Source organism: Streptomyces sp. NBC_01006 (assembly GCF_045162725.1).
Classification (GTDB): Bacteria; Actinomycetota; Actinomycetes; order Streptomycetales; family Streptomycetaceae; genus Streptomyces.
The window spans coordinates 108,195-133,193 of sequence record NZ_CP108700.1 but is presented as its reverse complement, the minus strand read 5'-3'; the positions used below and the strand labels follow the sequence as shown (position 1 = coordinate 133,193).

Here is a 24,999-nt window from a genome sequence, read left to right as displayed (position 1 = left end):
ACCACCACCAGCGCCGACGGCATGCGCCTCCTCGCCTTCGACCAGGCCGCAGATTGGTCGGATGGGATGAGAATGCTTCAGGAATTCCGAAGTTACGTCACTGGCTGGCCGACCACGCGAACGAGGGAGAAGCCCCAGGTCAGTAACTCAGGACCTCAGCAGCGGTCACGGGAACTCACGGGATGTCGCACACAAGCTCGCCAGGGCCAGTGACGACCCGCCGTCAAGCACGGCCGCGCCCCCGTCCGGGAGATCACCGACCAACTCGGCATGCACGGGAACGCGGTCATCAAGCGGCTCGTCGCGGTCGGCGGCCACTCCACCGAGTCCCTCGCTTCACGCGAGCCATGTGAACGGGACCGGGAGATCCTGTACCTGAGGTTCGGGCGGGCAATGACCCAGTCGGTCCGACCTCGGCACGCGGCTCGGCGTCAGCCAGACGCAGGTCTCGCGCCTCCTGACCCGCATTCCGACCAGACTGCGCGCGGGCGCCGCCTGACCGCGGCGGCACGGCCCGGGCCAGCCTACGCAGCCGGTGATGACCTATGAGCCCCTTGATCCCGCAGGACCCCGACACGCTCAAGCAGCACCTCGCCCGTGAGGGTCCGGCTCGACGGACACCCCGAACCGGACATCCCGAACCGGGCAGTGCGCCGTCGGCGGAGGAGGGCGAGGAGTTCTGCGCGTGCGGCACCGCGGGGCCCGGGCACGGCTGCGGTGACGGCGGCGAAGGGCACGATCCGTGGGAGTGCGTCTGTGCGACCCTGCCCGCCATTCCGTTGTCGGCCGCGCTGTTCACTCCCGTGCGCGACGAGGCCGGGCGGACGGTCGACTTCATGGTCCAGGCCGGCAACCACGTCCGCGCGCGGCCGAGTGGCTGGAGGCTCCGCACCGCCACATCGGCCGGCGGCTGCTGGAGGTCCAGCCCGGCGCCGCGGTCGGCGGACTGGTCGGCGCCCTGGACTCCGTACTGGCCACCGGCCGTGCCCTGAAGGCGTATGCACTGGACTACGCGGAGCAGCGCGGCGACGGTCTGCACAGCACGAAACTCCTGTACGACGCCTCGTCCTGCGGCGGCAAGGTACTGGCGACATGGCGTGCGGCCCACAATCGCATGGAGCTGCTCTCGCTCGACGCGAAGTACATCGGGTCCACGGGCTGGGGCACCCGGGACCTGCTGTCCGGCGAGGTCGCCTGGTCGGAAGGGCTCTCGTCGATCTTCCGCAACCATCCGTCCCGACCCCTGTCGCTCGCCGAGCTGTGTGACACGGTCCTGCTGGACGACGTGCCGCGCTTCGGGAAGTTCCTGCTGGCGCTGGTCGACGGAGAGGAACCGTCGGGGACCGAGATCCGTTTCAGCGTGCTCGGGGAGGTGCGCACCCTGCACCTCGTGGGGCATCCCGTCGTCGCGACCGACGGGCTTCCCTGGTCGGTGCACATCATCGCGCGCGACCTGACGTCTCAGGTACGCAGTCGCCAGCGGCTCACCGCGACGCGCAGGCAGTCGGACCGGCTGCGGGAGGAGGCGGCCGCCGAGAGGCGGGTCGCCGCCGCGCTGCGGGAGGCCCTGCTGCCGACGTACTCCGCCGAGCTCGCCCAGGCGGGCCTCTCCGTGGCGGCCGCGTACCTGCCGGCGGAAACGGACGCGGCGGTGGGCGGCGACTGGTACAAGTGCCGCCTGCTGCCGGACGGCCGGATCCTGCTCGCCATCGGCGACGCCTGTGGCCACGGACTGAGCGCGGTCGCCCGGATGGCGCAGCAGCGGCACGCCCTCGCGGGTCTCGCCCACGCGCCGGGGACCCACGCGGGCCAGCTGACGACCTGGCTCAACGAGCTGCTGTGAGCCGACCCGGCTGCAGAGACGGCGACCGCAATCATCGGGCACATCGACGGGGAGCGGCGGTTCCGATGGGCGTGTGCCGGCCATCCGTCGCTGCTGCTGCTGCGCGACGGCAGGTCCTTCGTGCTGGACACGAAGCACCGAGGCCCGCTGTTCGGGCTCCTGCCCGGGCACGAGTACGAGACCGCGGCCACGGAGCTGATCCCCGGAGACCTCCTGCTGCTCTACACGGACGGCATGGTCGAGGGCCGGGGTGAGGACATCGCGGACGGCATCGACAACCTGCGCAAGCCGCTGACGGCCTGCGGCGGACTCGTCCCCCAGGACACCCTCGACCGGATCATGGACGCGTACGCGCCCGAGGAGCACGAGGACGACACCTGCTTGGTGGCCTTGAGGATCGGCTGACGCCGGGCCGCGCGCCACCGACCAGGGCCATGAAAGAGGTAACGGGGAGCGTGTGCCGGGCCGCTGCCGTCGGATCCGTTGCCCGGGGGCGGCGGTATGAGCGCCGGCGCCGGGGGTTCGCCGGGTGGCCCCGGGTTCCCGGCCGGGGAGGGGGCCGGGAAGTGGGGCGTCCGGGTTCCGTACGGATCCGGGCGGCAGCCCGTCGTGCGGGCGGGCCTGCCGTACGACACCGGGGGAGTGGCGCCATATGGCGGGGCCGCTCCGGAAGCACCCCCACCTACGGGGTGTTCGCTTCCGGTATCCACGCGTCTAACCCCGCCTTGTTCTATCAAACTCATTCTCCTCCAAGGTTTTTGAGGAGGCGTCAAGAGCTCCTGCTCTCGCGAACCACAGCCGGAGTCACTTCATTGCCGTTCGGTGTGCGGGGTGAACCCGGGATGCCGTACCGGTGGGCCCGCCGCACTGTGGATGCATGGCGGACCAGACGGAGATGGTGATCCACCCCGTGTCACCGCGAGGCGGGCGCAAGGTCACCGTGCACGCGCTTGGCGTGGACGCGGACCTCGGCCGGGCGTTCACGCCCGGGGACGTGCCGGAGTTCCTGCGCCGGGCCGGCCTGGAGGACGTGGACCTGTCCGAGGACGGGCCGATCCGGTGGGAGGGCGGTGGCCCCGAGGTGTGGACCGGCGACATCTGACGCCGCGGGTACCGTGCCCGCCCATACGGGGCAGCCAAGGCCTGGGTGCCGCGAGCTGCGGCCGCGGAGCCGTCCCGTCCGCGCAGCCTGTCCAGGGCGCCGATCTGACGTTCCTCTGTGCGACGGAAATGACAAAGGCAAGGAGAGGAATCTCCTTGCCACTCTCAAGTTATAGCGCGCCGGGGGGCTTGCCGCAAGGCCCGGGGCAGGGCGCAGAATCGTCGACCGAAGCCACAACCGCCCCGGAGGTATCGCAGTGAACGAGCAGTACGTGTGGGACCTTCACACGGTGGACGAGACGCAGGTCGCGCTCGTCGGCGGCAAGGCCGCGCACTTGGGCGCGCTGTCGCGGATCGAAGGCACCCGCGTGCCGGGCGGCTTCTGCGTGTCGACGGAGGCCTTCCGGCGGGTCATCGCGGAAGCGCCCTCGGTCGACGATCTGCTCGACCGGTTGTCGCGCGTGAGTCCGGACGACCGGGAGGCGATCCGCACGCTCAGCGCGCAGATCCGTCGGACCGTCGAAGGGATCGCGATCCCGGACGATCTTGTGGCGGCGATCACCCGCGCGCTCGGTCGGTTCGGCGAGCAGGCCGCCTACGCCGTCCGGTCCAGCGCGACGGCGGAGGACCTTCCGACGGCCTCCTTCGCCGGTCAGCAGGACACGTATCTGAACGTCGTGGGGCCGACGGCGATCCTCCGGCAGGTCAGCCGGTGCTGGGCGTCGCTGTTCACCGAGCGCGCCGTGATCTACCGCCGGCGCAACGGTATCGACCACCGCGCGGTCCACATGGCCGTGGTCGTGCAGCAGATGGCCTTCCCGGACGCCTCCGGCATTCTGTTCACGGCCGACCCCGTCACGGGCAACCGGAAGGTCGCCACCGTGGATGCCGGCTTCGGCCTCGGCGAGGCCCTGGTCTCCGGCCTGGTGAACCCGGACGTCTTCACGGTGCGGGACGGCGAGGTCGTCGTCAGGACGATCGCCGCCAAACAGCGTGCCGTGACCGCCCTGCCGGCCGGAGGTACGCGCGAAGTCACGATTGAAGCGGAGCGGCAGGAGCAGCCGGCGGTGACGGATGCGCAGGTCGTGCGGCTGGTACAGCTCGGGCGGCGGATCGAAGCGCATTTCGGCTGCCCGCAGGACATCGAATGGTGCCTGGTCGACGACGGCTTCTGGATCGTGCAGAGCCGGCCGATCACGACGCTGTTCCCTGTCCCGGAGAGCAGCGATCAGGAGAACCACGTCTACGTCTCGGTCGGCCACGGGCAGATGATGACCGACCCCATGAGGCCGCTGGGGTTCTCCATGTGGCAGCTGACGGCCATGGTGCCGATGCACGAGGCCGGCGGGAGGCTGTTCGTGGACGTCACCCGGCGTCTGGCCTCTCCCGCGAGCCGCGCCGGCCTCCTGGACGCGCTCGGGAAGGGCGATCCGCTGATCAGGGACGCGCTGGAGACCGTCCTCGACCGTGGGGACTTCGTCCCGTCGCTCCCGGACGCGGGTCCCGGCGGGCCGCTGGCCGGCGGCCCGCCGGCCCCGATCGAGACCGATCCGGCCGTCGTCACCGAGCTGATCGAGCGCAGCCGGGTGTCCATCGCCGCCCTGGAGCGCGACATCCGGAGCAAGAGCGGACCGGCGCTCTTCGACTTCCTGCTGGAGGCCTTCGAGGAGCACAAGAGGGTCCTCAGCGATCCGCTGAGCATGCAGGCGATCATGGCGGGCATGGAGGCCACGTGGTGGCTCAACGACAAGCTGCAGGAGTGGCTGGGCGAGAAGAACGCGGCTGACACGCTGACGCTCTCCGCCCCCGACAACGTCACGTCGGAGATGGGACTGGCGCTGCTCGACGTGGCGGACGTGATCCGTCCGCTGCCGGAGGTGGTGGCCTTCCTGCAGGGTGCCCGGAACGAGGACTTCCTGGACGGGCTGGCGAAGTTCGCGGGCGGGACCGCAGCGCGCGACGCCATCGAGGCCTACCTCGACCGGTACGGCATGCGCTGCGTCGGCGAGATCGACATCACCAGGCCGCGTTGGCGCGAGCGCCCCAGCACGCTGGTGCCCGTGATCCTCGACAACGTACGGAACTTCGAGCCTGACGCCGCCGAGCGGCGCTTCGAGCAGGGGCGTCAGAAGGCGCAGCAGAAGGAAGAGGACGTGCTGTCACGCTTGCGCGCCCTGCCGGACGGGGAGCGGAAGGCCGAAGAGGCCAAGCGGATGATCGACCGGGTCCGCACCTTCATCGGGTACCGGGAGTACCCGAAGTACGGCATCATCAGCCGCTACTTCGTCTACAAGCAGGCCCTGATGGAGGAAGCCGAGCGCCTCGTGCAGGCGGGCGTGATCGCCGAGCGGCAGGACGTCTTCTACCTCACCTTCCAGGAACTCCACGAGGTCGTGCGCGCGAACCGGGTCGTCGACCAGCAGCTCATCCAGCAGCGCAAGGAGGCGTTCCGGGCGTACCACGCGCTCACGCCGCCCCGGGTGCTCACCTCGGACGGCGAGGCCCTCACCGGGGCGTACCGCCGGGACGACGTGCCGACCGGGGCCCTGGTCGGCGTACCGGTCTCGGCCGGGACCGTCGAGGGACGGGCCCGCGTCGTCCTCGACATGGCGGAGGCCGATCTCGAAGCGGGCGACATCCTGGTCACGGCCTTCACGGACCCCAGCTGGTCCCCGCTGTTCGTCGGAATCGCGGGCCTGGTGACCGAGGTGGGCGGCCTGATGACCCATGGCGCGGTGATCGCCCGCGAGTACGGCCTGCCCGCCGTCGTCGGAGTGGAGCAGGCCACCCGGCTGATCCGGGACGGCCAGCGGATCCGCGTGCACGGAACCGACGGGTACGTCGAGATCCTTCCCTGACCGACCGCACCGACCCCGGCCGGCTACCACCGCCGGGGTTGCAGCGGGGTCCCACCACGTTCCAGTTCACCTGCTGGCCACGAGCGAGAGGTCCACGAGGTCCACCAGAGCGTCCGACGAGCCGGACGGCCACGAGCGGCCCGCCCGTGGTGGACTGGTCCCGGTGTGCCAGTGCGAGGAGCACGGGCCACGGCCGAGTCGGTGATGGAGTGGCTCCCCGGCCGCGGGATCCGGTGCGCGGGCGGCAAAGCGCTGCGCCTACCGGCAGGAGTGTGGAACTGCTCGTGCGTAAGGACATGCCCGGCGCTGACCGGAATGGCAAGCCCTGCCCCGACCACCGGGCGGGCGCTGTCCGTATCTGATTGCATACGGAATGCGACCGCTGTGGATGTGTTCGCTCCGGAAGTGGAGGGGGCACCCATGACGACAGTAGAGACGAGTTTGGCGGTACGGCTCGGATTCCAGCCCGACATGACCGTCCAAGAGATCGGGCACGACGACGACGTTGACCAGGAACTCCGCGAGGCGTCGTAGTGCTTCGGTCCGTACCCACGATGAAGTCCACAAAGGAGAGGAACCCCAGCCGACGCACGGCTGGGGTTCCTCGAAGCGGTGGGTATCGGTCAGCAGGTGGGGTTGCCCGGGCCGAGTACCGCTCGTCTCCGCGTCGGCAGACTGCCCCGAATCGCTATCACCGTGGATCGGGCAGGTTAGCGCTTCAGGGTGAGGACACCCGGCCGGTACGGCAGTTGGTCGTATGGGCCGCCCGCGGTGGGGGACTTGCCCTGGTAGAGGAACTGCAGGTTGCAGGGGTCGATGGTCATGGTCTGGTCGGGGTTGTTGCGGACCAGGTCGCCGTGGCTGATGTCGTTGGTCCAGGTGGCACCGCTGTTGGCCTTGCCCGCGAAGGGGTTGCTTTCGCCGGCGGCCTGCGGGGTCCACGAACCGCTCAGGCTGGAGGCCGTGAACGAGCGGAAGTAGCGTCCGTTCGCACCCTTCGCCTCAACGATCATGAGGTACTGGTTCTGGCCCTGGACGTTGTAGACCTGCGGCGCCTCGAACAGGTTGCTCTCCGAGTCGCTCATGATCGTCGTGTAGGACGAGCCGAAGTTGCCCGGGAAGTTCCCGATCGGCATGCTCGCCCGGTAGATCTTGCCGTTGTCACCGGCGAAGAACAGGTACATGTTCTGGCCGTCAGCGATCAGGGTCTGGTCGATCGGGCCGGTGGGGGAGTTGGGGATGCTACCGGTGAACAGCGGCTGCGGCTGGGACCAGCCGTTGGGGTTGGTGGGGTCGCTCGACGTGCGGTAAATGAAGGGCCACGAACCCCACTGGTACGCCATCACCCAGATGTTCTTGGGCGCGAAGTAGAACAGCGTGGGCGCCACCGCGGCCTGGCTCATGCCGGTCTGGCCGGCCGAGGCCATCTCCGGCCAGTTCGTGAAGGGGCTGAACATCATCGAGCCGTACGACGATCCCGACGCGTTCGACCCGTAGACAAGGTGCTTGCCGTTGTACACCACGTGGGTGAAGTCCTTCAGCGAGCCCCACCCGTTCGCCGGCTGCGCCAACGCACCCGTCGACGTCCATCGGTACGTCGACGGAAGAGCACACGTGCCGCCCGTCGGCGCGGGCGTTGTCGGGGTCGACGTCCCGGACAGGCCGGTCCACTTCTGGTTGCCGCCGGACCAGCAGGAGTGCAGCTGGATCTTGGTGCGGTTGGCGGTGGCCGCGCCGACGGCGTCTAGACACAGCCCGGACTGGACGCCGGCGATCGTGCCGTTTGTGTTGCTGTTCCACTGCTGACCGGCGCCGCCGTTGCAGTCCCCGATGACCACCGCGGTGCCGTTGCCGGTGCCGTTGGCCATGGCCTCCAGGCACTTGTTGCCGTAGATCATCAGCTGCTTGCCAGAGGTGTAGGTCCAGCGCTGGTTGGCTTGTCCGTTGCAGTCCCACAGCTGCGCCTGGGTGCCGTTGACGGTGGTGGAGCCGTTGATGTCGATACAACGACCGGAGGCGACACCCTTGATCGCCCCGGTTCCGGTCCCGCCGGTGGCGGGACCGGTGGCGGCCTTGAGGGCGTTCACGACGGCGGTGTAGGCGGCCTTGGGGTTGCCGTTGTCGTCGAACAGCAGCGGGCTTTCGCCGCCGCGCCAGGAGTCGCTGTCACGGATGCCCCATACCGTGATGCCGGTGCACCGGGCCACGGACAGGCAGGCCTTGACCGTGTTGGCGTAGTGGGTGGACGACGCCCCGGCGATGTCCAGCTCGGTGATCTGGACATCAACGCCCAGGGCGGCGAAGTTGGACAAAGTGGTCTGGAAGCTGGACGGCGGGCCGCCGGTGCCGAAGTGGCTCTGGAACCCGACGCAGTCGATCGGCACGCCGCGGGACTTGAAGTCCTTGACCATGCTGTAGACGCCCTGGGTCTTTGCGTCCGACCAGTTCTCGATGTTGTAGTCGTTGTAGCAGAGCTTGGCCGAGGAGTCGGCCGCCCGGGCGGTGCGGAACGCTTCCTCGATGAAGCCGTTGCCCAGCACGTTCTGGAACACCGAGCTGCGGTGCTGGGTGGAGCCGTCGGCGAACGCCTCGTTGACCACGTCCCAGGCATAGATCTTGCCCTTGTAGTGGGTCATCTCGGTGGTGATGTGGTTGTTCATCACGCTGCGCAGCGTATTCGCGTCACCGATGGAGCTGACCCAGGACGGGAGCTGCGAGTGCCAGACCGCGGTGTGGCCGCGCATGCGCTGGCCGTGTGCCACGGCATGGTTGACGATCCGGTCGGCGGGGCCGAAGTTGAAATTGCCGCGGGACGGTTCGATGGCGTCCCACTTCATCTCGTTCTCCGGGGTGATCATGTTGAATTCGCGGTCCAGGATCGCGGCGTACGTCGAGTCGCCCAGCCTGCCGGCGGCCACGGCGGTGCCGAAGTACCTGCCCGAGGGGGCCGCCTGCGTACCCAGGTTCGCGGCTCCGGCGGAGCTGGGGAGGAGCGTTACGACACCGGCCACCAGCGCCGCGGCCGACAGGCCTATCGTCAATGTCCGGCGACGCCGGCCGAGCCGGTGCAGGCCCTTCATGATTCTCCTCGGGGGGCGCGGGTCACCCTGGGTGCCGTGATCGTGCGCGCATCGGCCGGTACGGCCTGATCCGCCGCGGGGTGGGTGCGGTGCAGGACGTGGGGCCGTTCCTGCGTGGCGGTCGCCCGGGGGTCGTGGGTGTGTCGCGTCATGGGAGGGCTTTCTTCAGGAGATACGTCAACGGGAGAGTCGGGGGAACCTGCCACGCCGGCACTCATGGTGAACGGCGGGAGAAGCACCCCACGATATGGAGGCCTCCGAACTCGCGGTCTCGTAACAAAAAAGTCGCGCCGTCCGGACGATTGCCCGGTGATGCATCTCTCAGGCAAAAAGCGTTATGCCAAGCTTCGCGGTCTGGTCGTCCCTGGAGAAAGGGCACGCCGGCCTGATCCTCAGTGAGGGTTATTCGGCGCAGCACTCGGTTCACTGCCGGGTCGAGAACGGCGTGGTGCAGGACCGTGGTGCACGATCACCAGCTGTCCTGCGCGACTCGGTCCCAAAATGCTCAAAGAGCGGTAGCCCAGGCCCTGCGCATGATGAAGGAAGCCTGGCCGGCGAAGGCCCGAGTGCCGTCGGAGCCATCGAGCCAGATGCCACCGTCGCGGTGGCGGAGGACCGATCCGGGATAGTTGTGCGCATGCAGGGTTACCGACCCGGCGACCGCCCCGGGTTGCGGACAGAAGGTGGCGTCTTCACGGAACAGTTCGCTGCCGTCGTTGGTACTCAGCCGTAGCCGCAGGTCACGATGGCGCAGATACCGGCCGTCGGCGGCACGGAAGGTGACGCACCGTGTATCGGCCAGCCCCCCGATGACCGTGAAGGTTGCCCGCTGCCGCGTCTGCGCGCTGCTGGACGTGGAGACTCGGCCGAGCGCCGCGAAGTCGTCGGCAAAAGTGAGGTACAGGGCGGGGTCGTCCACGGACTCCATCGACTGTGCGCCCAGCGGAACAGTGCCTGCGACGGCGGACGGACTCACCGGTGACGGCCCGGCCGACGTGGTGGTGCGCGACGGGACCGGCATGGGATTGCCGGCCGTGGGAGCGGCGATGACGCCGGGATCCCGATGCGCCGGTTCGGGCCAGGTCGCGTAGGTGGCGGTCCCGGCGATGAGCACCGCGCCGGTGGCGAGGGTCACCAGCGGATGAGCGGTCACCGCGTGGAGTTTGCCGCCCAGCGCGCTGTGCAGACCGCCTCCCCCCGTCGCCGTGCCGACGGCCGCGTGTGCCGTGGCCAGCCCGGCGGCGTTCGCGGCCGTACCCGACAGCAGGCCCTTGGCGGCCAGCGCGGCGATGAGTCCGGCCGGGACGGCCAGCGGCGTGAGCCTGAGGAGCAGTAGTTCGGCCGGCACCCGTGTCGTCGTCGTCGCCGTGCAGACCGGGCAGCCGCGGGTGTGCCGCGCGATCCGCTTGCGCCACACCGATGCACGCAGACCGTCCCAGCCGACGACGGTCTCGTCCAACCGGGGACAGCGCGGGTCGGCCTCCAGCGCGGCGACGATCGTCCGGCTCAGTTCCAGCTGCTCGCGCATGCGTTGCAGGCGTACTCCGACGTGGGCGACAGTGAGCCCCATCGCGGCGGCGATGTCGTCACGGCTCAGCAAGCCTGCGCATTCCTGCCACCACAGCGACAGCAGCACCCGATGGTCCGGGTCGAGCCACCGGCGGGCTTCGACAACCTGACGGCGCTCATCCGATACGTGCAGACGCAGGATCGTCACGTCCTCGGGTTCGGCGCCGGCGTCCGGTATCTGGAGTGCCTCGTCGATGACCGTGGTCCGGTCGGCGAAGGCGCGTTGCCGCTGCCAGTGGGCATTGATCTGACGGAGTGTGATCGACACCAGCCAGGACCGGAAGCTTTCCGGGGCACGCAGGGCAGGCAGGTCGCGCACCACGCGAAGCAGGGTTTCCTGGACGACGTCGTCGACGTCGGCATGTCCGCTCAGCGCTCGTCCGACGATGTTGTAGAGCAACGGCAGGTACGCGGCGATCAGCTTCTCGCGCGCAAGATCGTCACCGGCCTGCGCCGCGACGACCAGCCCCGCGTGGTCCGCATCCATGAGCCCCATTCCCACCTCCCTCAGGGGAGCGATCCGCCGAGTACGGCGCCACACCTTGGCCTCGGGTATTCAACCGGGCTGGGTGATCTGACGACAAGTGAGGAGAAGGCGCCCCTGAGCTGCGAGGACGAGCGTCTAGGTCGGATCCGCCGCACGAACAGGTGCACCTTCGCGATGAGCGAGCGTACAGGGTAGAACCAGCGACTGTTTGTCGCCGCTGAGGGGAAGGGGCCGATCCGGCACGCCCGACCGGGGTTCATGTCTTGCGCTCTGTGTCCAGGCGCGCGGCCACCACGGTGTTGTACCGCTCTCGTGCGTACGCCAGCACGATCTGCGCGCGCCGGGCCAGGCGGTCAGTGGTCCAAGGAGGACTTCGGCGGGCGGCAACCTTTTGCGGAGCTGTGGCGACTGACGGGCGACCCGAAGACGATCACACCTAGGGATCGTCCGATCAACACCGCCGCGTGCTGCTGCGCACCGCTGACCTGAGCGGGCGGGCGAGGCAGGCTCGGAGCAAGGAGCAACCCCCCATGAACGAGACGGATCCCACCGCGCACGGTCGCGGTCGGCGCACGCACGCCGGTGGCGAGCGACGTACACGTGGACGCCATCGCCGGCGCTGGACGACGATGGGATTGGCGCTGGGCGTGCCCGGTGTGCTCGGCCCCTACCTGCTGTTCGTACAGGCCGACTCGGAGGCCGCGACGTTGGATTCCGACGCCTACTACGAAGTGGTGTCCGTGCGCAGCGACAAGGTGCTGGACGTGCCCGGGGAGGACACGTCGGACGGCGCCTGGACACGGCAGCAGAGCCGCGTGCCCGGTGCCGCGAGTCAGCAATGGCGGCTGAGGCCGACGGGGGACGGCTACTACGAGCTGGAGAACCGCAGCAGCAAGAAGGTCCTCGGTGTGCGGGGTGCCTCCAGACAGTCGGCGGCCGCCGTCGAGCAGCAGTGCGACCAGGGCGCCGCCGCGCAGCAGTGGAAGATCGAGGACGTCGGCGGTGCGGCGGTCAAAGTCGTCTCCCGGAGCAGCGGCATGGTGCTGGACGTGTGGGGTGGCTCCACTGGCGAAGGGGTCCCGCTCATCCAGTACGCCGACCGGGGCAGCACCAACCAGCAGTGGAAGCTGGTGAAGGTGGGCGGCTCGGGCAGGTACGCCTGGCACAACGCCCAGATCGTCGGGGGCGGCTTCGTCACCGGGCTGGTCTTCAACCCCGCCCGCAAGGACCTGCTGTACGCCCGGACCGATATCGGCGGCGCCTACCGTTGGGACGCGACCGCCGCCCGCTGGACCTCCTTGACCGACTGGATCGGCGGAGCCGACTGGAACCTGCTGGGGATAGAGAGCCTGGCGACCGACCCGGTCGACCCGAACCGCCTGTACCTCGCGAGCGGCACCTACACCAACGACTGGGCGGGCAACGGCGCGATCCTGCGCTCCACCGACCAGGGCAGGACGTTCCAGCGCACCGACCTGCCGTTCAAACTGGGCGGCAACGAGGACGGCCGGTCCATGGGCGAGCGGCTGGTGGTGGACCCGTCCAACCACGGCACGCTCTACCTGGGCACCCGCAAGAACGGGCTCTGGCGCAGCACCGACTACGGCGTGACGTGGAGCCAGGTCGGCGGCTTCCCCGTGAAGGACGGTGCGAGCAGCGGAGTCGGCCTCTCCTTCGTGACCTTCGGCCCGTCCGGCAGCCGGACGATCTACGTCGGGGTGGCCGACAAGACCACCTCGCTGTACCGGTCCACCGACGGCGGCAGCACCTGGCAGGCCGTGCCCGGCCAGCCGAAGGGCCAGCTGCCGCAGCACGGTCTGCTGTCCGGCGACGGCTCGCTCTACCTGACGTACACCAATGCGCCGGGCCCGAACGGCGTGACGGCCGGCTCGGTGTGGAAGTACACGCCGTCCACCGGGAGCTGGAAGAACATCTCGCCCTCCAGCGGCGGTTACGGCTTCGCCGGCCTGGCGGTCGATCCGCAGCACCCGTCCACGGTCATGGTCACCACGCTGGACCGCTGGTGGCCCTCGGACGAGATCTACCGGTCGGCCGACGGCGGCGCCTCCTGGAAGGCGCTCGGCGCGACCTCGGTGCGGGACAACTCCGCAGCGCCCTACGTGGGCACCGGCATCGGTCACTGGATGGGCGCCCTGGCCATCGACCCCTTCGACTCCGGGCACGTGCTGTACGGCACGGGATCGGGGATGTGGGGCAGCCGCGACGTGACCGCGGCGGACAGCGGGCGGGCGACGCACTGGACGATCCCGGCCAAGGGCCTGGAGGAGACCGCGACGCTCGGACTGATCAAGCCTCCCGGCCTTCCCCTGATCAGTGCGCTCGGCGATGTCAGCGGGTTCCGGCACGAGGACCTCACCAAGGTGCCCGCCAAGGCGTTGTCCGGACCGCTGTTCACCAACACCACGGGTATCGACTTCGCCCAGTCGAAGCCGCAGTTCATGGTGCGGGTCGGTCTCGGTGGCGAGCAGCACGGCGCCTATTCGACCGACGGCGGAGCCGACTGGGAACCCTTCGCCGCGGCGCCGGTGCGCGACGCGGGCGGCGGTTCCGCGGCCGTCTCGGCGGACGGCGCCGCCGTGGTGTGGACCCCGGCGGGCCAGGTTCCGTTCTACTCGACCAACCGTGGCTCGGCCTGGGCGGCGGCCTCCGGTCTGCCCAAGGACACGGCCGTGGTGGCCGACCGGTCGGCGGCGAACACCTTCTACGCCCTACGCGGCGGCACCTTGTACGCCAGCACCGACGGCGGGAAGCACTTCAGCGCCCGGGCCACCGGCCTGGGCGACGGGCAGCTCAAGGCGGTTCCGGGCATCGCCGGTGACCTGTGGATCGCCGGCGCGGGCAACGGACTGCTGCACTCCACCGACGGGGGGAAGAGCTTCGGCAAGCTGGGCGGCGTGGAGCAGGCGACCGCCGTCGGCTTCGGCAAGCCGGCCCCGGGAGCCGGGTACCAGGCGCTCTACCTCAGTGGGAAGGTGAAGGGCGTCGCCGGGCTGTTCCGTTCCACCGACGGCGGCTCGGCCTGGGTGCGGATCAACGACGACCAGCACCAGTTCGGCGGCAGCGCCATCAACGTCATCAGTGGCGACCCCGACGTGTACGGGCGGGTCTACCTGGGCGGCTACGGCCGTGGCGTGGTGTACGGCGACCTGTCCTGATCGCCTCGGCCCGTGGGCGTGCGGCGGTCAGCGCCGTTCCACCCACGGGCCGGGGTAGCGGTACCACACGGCGCTCGGCGAGGGTGAGGCAGGCGGCGCGCAGGTGCATGGCCAGGTGCATGGCCGGCTGCGTGGGCGGCTTCGACCCGGCTACGGCCACGTCCTCATCGTGTCTGGGCGAAGTCGCCCCAGACCGAGAGGGCGCCGCGGAGAGCGTTGGCGTCGATGCGGTAGCCGTCCTGTTTGACCTCGCGCTCGCCGGCGGCGTGGTTGTACTGGCCGGCGAAGACGTGCTGTCCGGCCGGGACCGTGCGGCCCGGTTTGAGGATCCAGCGGTAGACCACTGCTCCGCCCTCCTGCTGCACGGTGACGGTGAAGTCGTCGGCGGGCAGCGTCCGCCAGCTGCCGGTGCTCTGCACTGCGCCGGTCTGCACGATGCGCAGTTCCACGGTGAGTGCGGTGAGCGGCTGGGTGGCCTTGAGGGTGATGTTGCTCTGCGCCCAGTAGGCGTTGCTGTGCGCGTCCAAGGAGCCGGTCGACGACAGAGGGCCGTCCTGAACGTGTGCGCCGCCGGGCCGGGCCGAGCTCGCGCCGCCTGACGCCGCAGGGCCGGGGCTCGTCGAGGACGAGCGGTCCGGCGTGGTCGGGCCGCCGGTGGCGGGCGCCGACGGCGCCGGGCTGGGAGTCTCGGACGCGGACGGCACGGACGGCGCGGACGGCGCGGCGGGGGTGGCCGAGATGTCCGGCCGGGCCGGCGGTGACTGGACGATGGCGGCGACGGCGAAACCACCGACCGCCAGAGTGCCGACCGCGGTGAGGGAGGCGAGCGCGACCCTGGGCCAGGGCCTCGCGCCGGACCGCTCGCGGTGGCGGGCAGGGGCGCCGGACATGCCGCGTTCCACGCGTGCCAGGATCCGGGCGCGGTCGGGCTGGTGGGCCTCGGCGGCTGCGCGCAGCCGCTCGGTGAGCTCCTCGTTCAACGACTCCTCCTCCCCACGAACAGTTCCCCGGCTGATCCCGTGCTGTCCAGCATCCGTTCCAGTTCGGCCATTCCCTTCGAGGTCTGGCTCTTCACCGTACCGACCGATATTCCGAGCGCCAGCGCGGTGTCCTTCTCCGACAGGTCGAAGGCGTACCGCAGGACCACGCACGTCCGCTTCCGGAACGGCAACCGGGCGAGAGCGGTCCGCACGTCCACCACGGCGGCCACGTCCGGACCGTGCATCGGCTCCGCACCGCGGGACCAGAACAGGGCGATCCGGCGGCGCTCGCGCACCGCGCTGCGGATCCGTGACCGTGCCAGGTTGGCGACCACGCCGCGGGCGTAGGCGAGCGGGTACTCGGCCTGGCGCAGCCGGTCCCAGCGCTGCCACAGGGCGAGCAGGGCGTCCGCGGCCAGATCGTCGCCGCCGTGCGCATCGCCCGTCAGGAGATGGGCGAACCGGGCGAGTTCGGCGTAGTGGCGTTCGAAGAAGTCGTGGAACTCCGCGGACGCGTCATCGGGGACCATGTCCGTCGGTCGTCCCTTCCGCAAAATGTGTGCGCTAACATCCGGGCGGCAGCGTATCAGCGCCCGGTACGACTCAGGGCACCCGATCCGCCCCACCGGATCCGCCACCCGGTCGCGGGGTGGTTTCAGTGCGGGGCGAACTGGACCCGGGTCGGTTGTGCGACGTTCGGCAGTAGCGCGGTCCCCTCGACCGTCAGCTGCTCTCCGTAGATATCGGTGATCCTCATCGCGCTGCCGCACCCGCTGCCGTCGGCGGAGAGGAAGTAGTTGTAGTCGGTACGAGGCAGTCTCCGCCAGCCCTTCTCGGTGCGTACCTCCAGCCGCGCGACCGGATTTCGGTGGTCGATCACCTGGATGCCGCACCAGTGGGGGCTGGACCCGGTTTTGTACCGGATGGAGAGCGCGCCGGACGTGTGGGGGCTCAGCAGGCTCCAGGTGATCGGGATACGGCCGAGCTTGGGATCGGCCAGTTTCGCGAAGGCCTGTTCGCTGAGGTCCAGTTGTCCGGGTGCGCAGGGCAGTGGACATTCGTTGGTGATCCGGACCGTGATCGAAGTGCCGTTTGCGGCGCGGACGCGCACGTACGCGCCGCACGCCCTGGACGACTCGTAGTCGGTGGTGTTCATCGCCGCGATCATGAGGTCGTCGCTCGGGCCGAACAGGCAGGCGCCGTTGCCGTCGGCGGCGGCGTAGGCGGTGGCGATGCCCTCGTAGGTGGTCCCGGGCTGGATGCGTCCTGCCGACGGTGCCGGGGTGGACGCCGCCGATGGGGTTTCCTTCGCCGAAGGCTGTGGCGTCTGCGCGGTGGCCGTCGCGCCGGCCGCGCTCGGGGTTGCCGCGGCAGGCGAGCTGTCCGCCGGGGGCGCTGGGCTCGTCGGGGCCGAGGGTGTGGCTCGCGCATGGGTGGCGGCCGGGGCGGCCACGTCGGCCCCAGCGCCGGCCTCGGCCTTGGGGCCGGGGAGCATGGCTGTCACCAGGCAGAAGAGGACGCCCGCGGCGGTCAGTATCCCTGCCGTCCCCAGCATCAGCCTGTGTCTACGCCTGCGCTGCCGCGCGGCCTGCCGTGCAGTCTGCATGTCGGTCCGTTCGAAGATTCGAGTCGAGGAGCACTGCCTGGTCGCCGCAGGACGCGAAAAGGTTGCCGACGGTAGGAAGCGGGCGCGCGGCGGGTCCTTCAGGGCGGCCGGACAGCGGGGTCCCATACCGGTCCGCTCACTGAGCGGGGGAGTGCGGGGAAACGGGCTGGGCGGCACGGATGCCGCGCGGAGAAGTTCCGAGCGCGCGGCGGCAAGCCTTGTTGAACGCCTGGAGGTCGGGAATGCCGACCGATGCGGCGACGGCGGGGACGGAGAGTGTGGTGGCCTGCAGGAAGTGGCGCGCCCGTTCCATCCGCCGAGCCCGGATGTAGCCGACGACCGTCTCCCCCGTCGCGGCGCGGAAGAGCCGCGTCAGGTGGTTGTGGGAGACACCGGCCGCCGCCGCGATGTCCGGCACCGTGAGAGGCTGCCCCAGCCGCGCCTCGGTCAGGGCCACGGCGGCCCTGACCGCCGGATGAGCGGCCTGTGCGCTTCGCTCCCTCGCGGGCGCGAGCTGGGCGACCCGCCACAGGGCGGCCCACACCTCGGCCGCGGCCCGTGCCGGGGTGTTCGGCCAGGCGGCCAGTGCCCTGCCGCAACTGGGCGGTCAGCCACGTGAGTTCGGGGCCAGCGTGCTGGATCACCGGGATGCTGCGGGGAGTTCCACCTGAGCCCAGGCGGAGGTGGACGTAAAGGTGTGAGGACCGGCCCCGGTGGCGGTAGCGAACCTCGGCGCCGGGCGGTACGAGGCTGACCCGGCCGGGGCGGATCGCGTACTCGGTGCCGTCCACCGTCAAGTCGGCCTCGTAGTCGTACAGATGGAGCTGCCAGAGGTTCGGCAGGGAGAACATGTCCACGTGGCCGGCCGGGCCGTGCATGCCGATGCCGACGGCGGCGAGAGTGGGCGGCTCGTCAAGGTGGGCGAGTGCCGTGTGCATGGTCACCTTTCCTACCACCGCGTCCGTGAGCCGTTCCAGGACCACCACCCTCCCACCCCGCGTGCCGGCCACCGTGGTGAGAATCGACCAGTGGAGGGTGAACGTGGCCCACGCGGCGCGCGGCCGCCGGGCCTAGCGTGGCCGCCGTGGAGAACACGCGAGAACCACTCGATTCGGTGCGGATGGCGCGGTAAGTGGCGCGCGGGTCGCTGCGACTGGACGCGGTGGTCCCGGCGGGAATGAACACTGAGGGCTTGGCGGTACTGGCCGAGGGGGTGCCGCCGGTGCGATACGGGACGCCGCTGTCCGAAGCCTATGCGCAGGGATCCTTCGTCCGTCGGCTGCTGGAACTTCCGCAGGTGGCGGGGGCCCTGCACAGCCTCGTGGGCCCGGAGCCGTGGGTGGACCACCACTTCGTGCACACCCGCGAGCCCAACGGGGGCGACGCGCAGCCGCTGCACGGGGATGCCATCATCGACGTCCGGGCGGACGCCTTCGATGTGCAGTTGATGTACTTTCCGCAGGCGGTGACGCTGGAGATGGGCGGAACGCTCACCGTGCCGGGCAGCCACCTCCGGCGGATCAACGAGTCCGACACCGGCCCCGCTACCAGAACCTGCGCGGCCAGGACCGACTGGTCTGCCCGGCCGGGACGGTGGTGTTTTTGCACCACGGTCTCTGGCACGGGGGCCGGCGCAACGACAGCGACGTGATGCGCTACACGTTGAAGATCCGCTTCAATCCCAGGGTGCGTCAACAGCGCCTGTGGAACACCCCGCATCTCGAAGTCCCGTAGGTGGCCGCGGAGTTGGACACGATGTTCCCGTGGTACGAGGGGGCGACCGGCCGGCTGGAGCGGTACAACCGCATCCTGTTGTGGCGGGTTCTGACCGGCGACGACCACTTCGACCTCGACCACTGGGTGACCAGGGTCTCCAACCGACCCGCGGAGGTACAGGCATGACGGCCGAAGCAATCGTCCCCGAGCGGGCGGCGGAAGGCGCCGCGCCGGTGCCGCGGCAGCAGGTGCTGGTCCTGTACTTGGCCACCTCGGCGCTGGACTCCCATGTCGTGGGCTGGTCGCTGTACGACGGCACGGGCCACGCCTCACCGACCACGGGCGACAGCGACGAGCCGCCGTACGAGTCGGGGGTGGCGGCGCTCCGGGCGGGCTGGCGGCTGATCCAGGCAGCGCAGCTGCTCACGCCCTTCCCGGGTCATGAGTACGACGTCTCCTTCCTCAAGCACGAGTTCTTCTTCGAGCGGATCGTCGACGTGCGGGCGGAGTGACGGGACGCGGGGCCCCGGTAGACGGGGCATCCCTCCGCGTGCCGGCGGCGGCACCAAGGAGGGGCAGGGTCAGGATCCGGCCTTGCGCTTGTTGTAGACGTCGAAGCCGACGGCCGCCAGCAGCACCAGGCCCTTGATCACCTGCTGGTAGTCGGTACCCACGCCGACCAGCGACATGCCGTTGTTCAGCACGCCCAGCACCAGACCGCCGGTGAGCGCACCGAGGACGGTTCCCACACCGCCGCTCGCGGAGGCGCCGCCGATGAAGGCGGCGGCGATCGCCTCCAACTCGAAGTTGATGCCGGCCTGCGGCGTACCGGCGTTGAGTCGCGCGGCGAAGACCATCCCGGCCAGGGCCGCGAGGACGCCCATGTTCACGAAGGCCAGGAAGACGACCCGCTTGCTCTTCACTCCGGACAGCCGCGCCGCCGCCTCGTTGCCGCCGATGGCGTAGGTGTGCCGGCCGAGGATCGAGTTGCGCATCACGTATCCGAAGCCGACCAGCAGGACGCCGAGGATCAGCAGCACGATCGGCACGCCGTGGTAGCTGGCCAGCAGCAGCGTGAAGGCCACCACGGCCGCGGTGATCGCGCCGAGCTTCACCAGGAACAGCCCGGCCGGGAGCGGTTCCAGCCCGTACGAGGCGGCCCGCCGCCGTCCGCGCACCTCCTGCAGGATCGCGATGGCCAGCACCACGAGGCCCAGCAGGAGGGTGAGGTTGTGGTAGTTGGTGTGGGGGCCGACGGCGGGGAGGAAGCCGCTGCTGATGTTCTGGAAGCCCTTGGGGAACGGCGCCACCGACTGGCCCTGCAGGAGGATCTGGGTCCCACCGCGGAACAGCAGCATGCCGGCCAGCGTGACGATGAACGAGGGGATCCCGAGATAGGCGATCCAGAAGCCCTGCCAGGCTCCGGCGAGGGCCCCGATCAGCAGCGCGGCCACCAGCGCCACGGGCCACGGCACGTGATGTTTGACCATCATCACCGCGGCGGCGGCCCCGACGAAGGCGGCGAGCGAACCGACCGACAGGTCGATGTGCCCGGCGATGATGACGATCATCATGCCGATGGCCAGAATGAGGATGTAGCTGTTCTGCTGGATCAGATTGGTGATGTTGAGCGGCTGGAGCAGGATGCCGTCCGTCCAGAACTGGAACAGCAGCACGATCAGCGCCAGCGCGAGCAGCATCCCGTACTGGCGCAAGTTGCCGCGCAGTGCTCGGGCCAGTACGGCGCCGGCCGACGCACGTCGGCCGGTCTGCGGTGTGCGGGGCGTGGTGTCGGGGGTGGTCTTGGTCTGGGCCATGCCTCACACCTGCTTGTCGGGGTATGCCGCGCTCATGGTCATGAGCCGCATGAGGGATTCCTGGGTGGCTTCCGCGCGGTCGACCTCACCGGTGATCCGGCCTTCGGCCATGGTGTAGATCCGGTCGCACAGGCCCAGGAGTTCGGGGAGTTCGGAGGAGATGACGAGTACCGTCTTGCCCTGGGCGGCGAGTGCGGCGATGACGGTGTAGATCTCCGCCTTGGCGCCGATGTCGATGCCTCGGGTGGGCTCGTCGAGGATCAGCACCTCCGGCTCGGCGAAGATCCACTTGCTGAGGACGACCTTCTGCTGGTTGCCGCCGCTGAGTTTGCCGGTCTCCGCGAACACCGAGGGGGCCTTGATGTTCATGGTTCGCCGGAACGATTCGGCGATCCGCGCCTCCTGGTGCCGGTTGACCCAGCCCCGCCGGGCGACCTTGCCGAGGGCGCTCAGCGAGATGTTCCGGCTGATGTCGTCGTTGAGGTTGAGGCCGAGCTGTTTGCGGTCCTCGGTCACGTACGCGATGCCGTGCCCGATCGCCTCCGGCACCGTCCGGGTACGGATCTCCCGCCCGTCCAGCCGCACCCGGCCGCCGGTCCACCGTCCGTACGAGCGGCCGAAGACGCTCATGGCCAGTTCGGTGCGGCCGGCGCCCATGAGGCCGGCGATGCCGACGATTTCGCCTCGACGGACGTTGAGCGAGACGCCGTCGACCACCTTGCGCCGGTGGTCGATCGGGTGCTGGACGCTCCAGTCCTCGATCTCGAAGGCGACCTCGCCGGTCCCGGGGGTGCGCTCGGGGTAGCGGTGTTCCAGGTTGCGGCCGACCATGCCACGGATGATCCGCTCCTCGGAGATGCCCTCGGGCCCGATCGCGATGGTCTCGATGGTCCGCCCGTCGCGCAGTATGGTGACGGCGTCGGCGACGCGGGCGATCTCGTTCAGCTTGTGCGAGATGAGGATGCAGGAGATGCCCTGGGCCTTGAGTTCGAGGATCAGGTCGAGCAGCTTGCGGCTGTCCTCGTCGTTCAGGGCGGCCGTCGGCTCGTCGAGGATGAGCAGCTTGACCTTCTTGGCGAGCGCCTTGGCGATCTCGACCAACTGCTGTTTACCCACGCCGAGATCGGCGATCCTGGTGTGCGGGCTCTCGTCGAGCCCGACCTGCCGGATCAGTGCGGCGGCGTGGGTCAGCGTCTTGTGCCAGCTGATGACGCCCCGGGTGGCGTGCTCGTTGCCGAGGAAGATGTTCTCGGCGATGGACAGGTAGGGCACCAGCGCGAGTTCCTGGTGGATGATCACGATGCCGCGCTGCTCGCTGGCCCGGATGTCCCGGAACCGGCAGGGCTCGCCCTCGAAGTAGATCTCGCCCTCGTAGCCGCCGTGGGGGTAGACCCCGCTGAGCACCTTCATCAGCGTGGACTTGCCGGCGCCGTTCTCGCCGCAGATGGCGTGCACCTCACCGGCGGCGACGGTCAGGTTGACCTCGGAGAGGGCCTTGACACCGGGAAACGTCTTGCTGATCGACCGCATCTCGAGAACGGGTCGGGCCATGGTTGTTGCATCCGTATCGTCGGGGCGGTGCGGTGCCGGGCGGTCTCCCGGGCGTCGCACCGCCGTTTCGTCGTCGCCTGACCCGTCGGTCGGGCTCCGCGGGCTACTTCAGCTGGTCCGCGGTGTACTGGCCGCTGTCCACCAGGACCTTCTGGTAGTTCTCCTTGTCGACGCTGACCGGCTGGAGCAGCTGCGCCGGCACGATCTTGACGCCGTTGTTGTACTGGCTGGTGTCGTTGACCTCGGGCTTGCCGCCGGTCAGCAGCGCGTCGCCCATCTGGACTGCGGCCTTGGCCAGTTGACGGGTGTCCTTGTAGACGGTTTGGGTCTGCTCGCCCGCGATGATCGACTTCAGCGAGGCCAGCTCGCCGTCCTGGCCCGTGACGACGGGCAGTGGCTGGCCGGCGCCGTAGCCGACGCCCTTGAGCGAGGAGATGATGCCGATCGAGATGCCGTCGTACGGCGAGAGCACGGCGTCGACGCGGGCGGCGGTGTACGACTTGCTCAGCAGGTTGTCCATCCGGGACTGCGCGAGACCGCCGTCCCAGCGCAGTGTGGCGATCTGGTTGAGGGTGGTCTGGCCGCTCTGCACGACCAGCTTCTTGTCGTCGATGTACGGCTTGAGGACGCTCATCGCGCCGTTGTAGAAGAACGCGGCGTTGTTGTCATCCGGCGAGCCGGCGAACAGCTCGATGTTGAACGGGCCCTTGCCGTCCTTGAGGCCGAGCTTGTCGACGATGTAACTGCCCTGGAGAACACCGACCTTGTGGTTGTCGAAGGTCGCGTAGTAGTCGACGTTCCCGGTGCCGAGGATCAGCCGGTCGTAGGAGATGACGGGGACGTGGGCGTCGGCGGCCTTCTGCAGCACGTTGGTGAGCGAGGAACCGTCGATGGCGGCGATCACCAGCAGCTTGGCCCCCTTGGTGATCATGTTCTCCACCTGGGAGACCTGGTTCTCCACGACGTTGTCGCCGTACTGGAGGTCGGTCTTGTAACCCTTGGCCTGGAACTCCTTGACCATGTTGTTGCCGTCGTTGATCCAGCGCTCCGACGACTTGGTCGGCATCGCGATGCCGATGAGCCCGCCTTTGGCGTCCCCGCCGCCCCCGCCGTCTCCTGCTCCGTTGGCGCTCTGGCCACAGGCTGCAAGCGACACCGTCAGGCCCAGGGTGACAAGGCCCGCTGAAAGCTTCCGCACAGTTCCTCCAGTGATGTTCCGCGACCGGCACAGTGCGACCCGGCTGGGAGGACCGGAAGCGGTCGAGCGGGGCCGGCCGGGAGTCGTTTCCTCGCGCTGTGCGAAGTCCGGGTTTGCAGCGGCTCCGGCCTGGTGATATCTGAGTGTTAACGCTCACAAGTGTGTCGTCAAGAGTCTGTTCAGATCACCATTGGGCAACATCGCCGCAGGCGGGCAGCCTCCTCGCCGGGTCGGCTCTACATCGGGACGTCCGGGCACGCCGACCGCGGACGGCTTCCGTGGTCTCTGCGGCTTTGCCGAGCGCGGCACTGGCTACCAGGTAGGTTCGCGGATCGCCGAACTGGGATACGCACCCGCCGCCTTCTGTGCCCGACGATGGCATGGCGCTCGGCCTGCTGCGCGCACCCTGCACGAGTCCGGCCGCTCGATCCCGGGAGGCATCTGCTCGTCGGTTTCGACGACACTCCTGAGCCCACCTGCTTCACTCCGCCCCTGGGCGCTGTGCGGCAGGGCTTCGGCGAGCTCGGCCCCGGGCCCTGGAAACTGCTCGTCGAGGAGTCGGGGGGTGGCGCGTGCACCCGCACCCCCACCTGCTGATCTCGCCCGAGATGGTGCTGCGTCACAGCGCGGGCCCTGCGGGCCGCCCTTGAGCCGGCCGGCGCCATCGGACCCGGGCCGACCGCCGCTTCGGCCGAGGCTGTCCGCCGCGCCGGTCGCACTTTGTCGAGGCCTCCACGGGTTCCTTGACAGGAAGATTGTGAGCGCTAACAATCTGCCTCGTCGGGAGAGGTGACGCTTCAACTCCGCAGGAGCCGATGCCGGTTCCCCTGCGGGGGGCGAGAAGGTGACCGTGTTCCCTGCCGTCCGGGGCTCGGACAGGTACGTCCTCGGCACCGACTCCGGGATCCTCACCGGGTCGTGCCGTGCTGGTCCGCGTGCGTGGCGGACGGGAGGTCGCGGCCGTCGTGCACGAGTACCCACACGGTGTCATCGAGCGCGAGTTGGCCGCACCGGGCGCCCACTGCTGCCTGGCTGGGCCCTGCGGCATCCCGAGGACAGGCATCTGAGGTACTGCGCGCCGTCCTTCTCGCCGTACTCGCCGTCGTCGGCGTTGATCCCGCCCACCTCATCGGCATCGCCACCGACCTCAACACCCGAACGACCGCGCTCGCAGGCAAACCACCCGCCAGCCGCGTCCCCAACCTCACAGGGCAATGCACCTAGGTCGTGTCGTCAAAGTCCCGTCTGGCCGGCGGGGTCTGGCACGCACGCTCGCCGCGTTGTCGTCGGTCACCGACGCTCCGCGTCGATTCCCTCCCCCGCCTTGCGATCGCACGCACCAGACCCCGCCGGCCCCGCCCTTACGGGCGGCCGACGCCACTTTGACGACACTCCCTAGGGCACCCCGCTCGCCCAGACCACCGGGCGGGCGGCTCACCCGCACGCCTGCCCCAAGCCGTGGACACGTCACCCGGCCCAGGACCAGGCCGACCGTATCAACGCCGATCCGCGCGCCGCCCGCGGAGAGAAGTGGATCTCCCGTGACGGCAGGTCCGGCCCTCGGCTCGGCGATCCATGGGCCGGGCATGGTCAACGCGACCATCGAGCTCGTCCGTCGCCAAGTCGGATTCCGCCACGCTGCCGCGACCTGCGCCGACGGCCCGTACCAGGAGATCGCCAAGTATCTTCGCCGGCACAGCCGCCACCGCGTGGAGCCCGCCTTCGCCACCCTCGACCACTTCGACGGTGTCCACTTCGCCCGGCGTGCCACCGCGCCGACGGTGTTCAGCGTGGGCCTGATGGATCCGGTCTGCCCTCCCTCCACGGTCTACGCCGCCTTCAACCACTACGCGGGCGAGGACCGCACCATGACCGTGTGGCCGTTCGGCGACCACGGCGGCGGCTGCGGCTCCAACCCGCCCGTCCAACTGGCCTGGCTGCGCGACCGCGGCCTGGCGCCGGAGCTCTGACCGCCCCGCACCACCGGACCGGGCAGACCGCGCGAGGGCGGCCCGCG

At 69.7% G+C, this 24,999-nt stretch carries 14 protein-coding genes and 3 pseudogenes; 8 read left to right on the top strand and 9 right to left on the bottom strand.

The genetic code is table 11. The features are described 5' to 3' along the window. The first annotated feature begins 1,114 nt into the window (after positions 1-1,114). From OG509_RS00565 to OG509_RS00550, 4 genes and pseudogenes are all read left to right on the top strand, one after another. Positions 1,115-2,248, top strand: a pseudogene (locus tag OG509_RS00565) (PP2C family protein-serine/threonine phosphatase). A gap of 472 nt (positions 2,249-2,720) precedes the next feature. After that, positions 2,721-2,945, top strand: a complete 225-nt coding sequence (locus tag OG509_RS00560) for a hypothetical protein (protein ID WP_406179123.1) — start codon at positions 2,721-2,723, stop codon at positions 2,943-2,945. Between the two features lie 256 nt (positions 2,946-3,201). Then, complete coding sequence (rph, locus tag OG509_RS00555) at positions 3,202-5,802, top strand: rifamycin-inactivating phosphotransferase (protein WP_406179122.1); 2,601 nt, start codon at positions 3,202-3,204, stop codon at positions 5,800-5,802. 420 nt (positions 5,803-6,222) lie between these two features. Continuing rightward, positions 6,223-6,330: pseudogene (locus OG509_RS00550) on the top strand (DUF3052 family protein); the annotation flags it as partial. 182 nt (positions 6,331-6,512) lie between these two features. On the opposite strand, the gene OG509_RS00545 reads toward OG509_RS00550, so the two are convergent. Next, on the bottom strand, positions 6,513-8,882 hold the full coding sequence (locus OG509_RS00545) for a non-reducing end alpha-L-arabinofuranosidase family hydrolase (RefSeq protein ID WP_406179120.1): 2,370 nt from the start codon (positions 8,880-8,882) through the stop codon (positions 6,513-6,515). 505 nt (positions 8,883-9,387) lie between these two features. Further along, positions 9,388-10,947, bottom strand: a complete 1,560-nt coding sequence (locus OG509_RS00540) for a sigma-70 family RNA polymerase sigma factor (protein ID WP_406179118.1) — start codon at positions 10,945-10,947, stop codon at positions 9,388-9,390. A 620-nt stretch (positions 10,948-11,567) separates the two neighbouring features. Here OG509_RS00540 and OG509_RS00535 point away from each other — a divergent pair. Then, on the top strand, positions 11,568-14,114 hold the full coding sequence (locus tag OG509_RS00535; RefSeq protein WP_406187437.1) for an RICIN domain-containing protein: 2,547 nt from the start codon (positions 11,568-11,570) through the stop codon (positions 14,112-14,114). A gap of 164 nt (positions 14,115-14,278) precedes the next feature. Here the strand turns inward: OG509_RS00535 and OG509_RS00530 are convergent, their stop codons facing one another. From OG509_RS00530 to OG509_RS00515, 4 genes are all read right to left on the bottom strand, one after another. Continuing rightward, positions 14,279-15,094: a hypothetical protein gene (locus tag OG509_RS00530; protein ID WP_406179116.1), complete on the bottom strand. Its 816-nt coding sequence runs from the start codon at positions 15,092-15,094 to the stop codon at positions 14,279-14,281. Further along, positions 15,091-15,624 carry a SigE family RNA polymerase sigma factor gene (locus tag OG509_RS00525; protein ID WP_406179114.1) on the bottom strand — a complete coding sequence of 178 codons (534 nt, stop codon included), beginning with the start codon at positions 15,622-15,624 and terminating at the stop codon, positions 15,091-15,093. The genes OG509_RS00530 and OG509_RS00525 overlap by 4 nt, the downstream gene beginning before the upstream one ends. Before the next feature lie 125 nt (positions 15,625-15,749). Next, on the bottom strand, positions 15,750-16,649 hold the full coding sequence (locus tag OG509_RS00520; RefSeq protein ID WP_406179113.1) for an expansin EXLX1 family cellulose-binding protein: 900 nt from the start codon (positions 16,647-16,649) through the stop codon (positions 15,750-15,752). A gap of 187 nt (positions 16,650-16,836) precedes the next feature. Beyond that, complete coding sequence (locus OG509_RS00515) at positions 16,837-17,118, bottom strand: helix-turn-helix transcriptional regulator (protein ID WP_406179112.1); 282 nt, start codon at positions 17,116-17,118, stop codon at positions 16,837-16,839. A 759-nt stretch (positions 17,119-17,877) separates the two neighbouring features. On the opposite strand from OG509_RS00515, the pseudogene OG509_RS00510 reads away from it, so the two are divergent. Next, a pseudogene (locus tag OG509_RS00510) lies at positions 17,878-18,602 on the top strand (phytanoyl-CoA dioxygenase family protein). Continuing rightward, positions 18,599-18,928 (top strand): hypothetical protein, encoded by a 330-nt coding sequence (locus OG509_RS00505; protein ID WP_406179110.1) that lies wholly within the window; start codon positions 18,599-18,601, stop codon positions 18,926-18,928. The pseudogene OG509_RS00510 and the gene OG509_RS00505 overlap by 4 nt, the downstream one beginning before the upstream one ends. Before the next feature lie 69 nt (positions 18,929-18,997). On the opposite strand, the gene mmsB is transcribed toward OG509_RS00505, so the two are convergent. The 3 genes from mmsB to chvE form a co-directional block, all read right to left on the bottom strand. Further along, on the bottom strand, positions 18,998-20,233 hold the full coding sequence (mmsB, locus tag OG509_RS00500; protein WP_406179109.1) for a multiple monosaccharide ABC transporter permease: 1,236 nt from the start codon (positions 20,231-20,233) through the stop codon (positions 18,998-19,000). A 3-nt stretch (positions 20,234-20,236) separates the two neighbouring features. Continuing rightward, the gene (mmsA, locus tag OG509_RS00495) at positions 20,237-21,784 is read right to left on the bottom strand and encodes a multiple monosaccharide ABC transporter ATP-binding protein (protein ID WP_406179108.1); all 1,548 of its coding nucleotides are present in this window, start codon (positions 21,782-21,784) and stop codon (positions 20,237-20,239) included. 103 nt (positions 21,785-21,887) lie between these two features. Next, positions 21,888-22,982, bottom strand: a complete 1,095-nt coding sequence (gene chvE / locus OG509_RS00490; protein WP_406179107.1) for a multiple monosaccharide ABC transporter substrate-binding protein — start codon at positions 22,980-22,982, stop codon at positions 21,888-21,890. A gap of 1,541 nt (positions 22,983-24,523) precedes the next feature. Here chvE and OG509_RS00485 point away from each other — a divergent pair. Continuing rightward, on the top strand, positions 24,524-24,952 hold the full coding sequence (locus tag OG509_RS00485) for an acetylxylan esterase (RefSeq protein ID WP_406179105.1): 429 nt from the start codon (positions 24,524-24,526) through the stop codon (positions 24,950-24,952). The last annotated feature ends 47 nt before the right edge of the window (positions 24,953-24,999 follow it).

Excerpts from the sequence above, each read along its gene's own strand:
- OG509_RS00560 (WP_406179123.1), top strand. The coding sequence starts at position 2,721 with ATGGCGGACCAGACGGAGATGGTGATCCACCCCGTGTCACCGCGAGGC.
- OG509_RS00545 (WP_406179120.1), bottom strand. The coding sequence starts at position 8,882 with ATGAAGGGCCTGCACCGGCTCGGCCGGCGTCGCCGGACATTGACGATA.
- OG509_RS00540 (WP_406179118.1), bottom strand. The coding sequence starts at position 10,947 with ATGGGGCTCATGGATGCGGACCACGCGGGGCTGGTCGTCGCGGCGCAG.
- OG509_RS00535 (WP_406187437.1), top strand. The coding sequence starts at position 11,568 with ATGGGATTGGCGCTGGGCGTGCCCGGTGTGCTCGGCCCCTACCTGCTG.
- OG509_RS00525 (WP_406179114.1), bottom strand. The coding sequence starts at position 15,624 with ATGGTCCCCGATGACGCGTCCGCGGAGTTCCACGACTTCTTCGAACGC.
- OG509_RS00520 (WP_406179113.1), bottom strand. The coding sequence starts at position 16,649 with ATGCTGGGGACGGCAGGGATACTGACCGCCGCGGGCGTCCTCTTCTGC.
- OG509_RS00505 (WP_406179110.1), top strand. The coding sequence starts at position 18,599 with ATGACGGCCGAAGCAATCGTCCCCGAGCGGGCGGCGGAAGGCGCCGCG.
- mmsB (WP_406179109.1), bottom strand. The coding sequence starts at position 20,233 with ATGGCCCAGACCAAGACCACCCCCGACACCACGCCCCGCACACCGCAG.
- mmsA (WP_406179108.1), bottom strand. The coding sequence starts at position 21,784 with ATGGCCCGACCCGTTCTCGAGATGCGGTCGATCAGCAAGACGTTTCCC.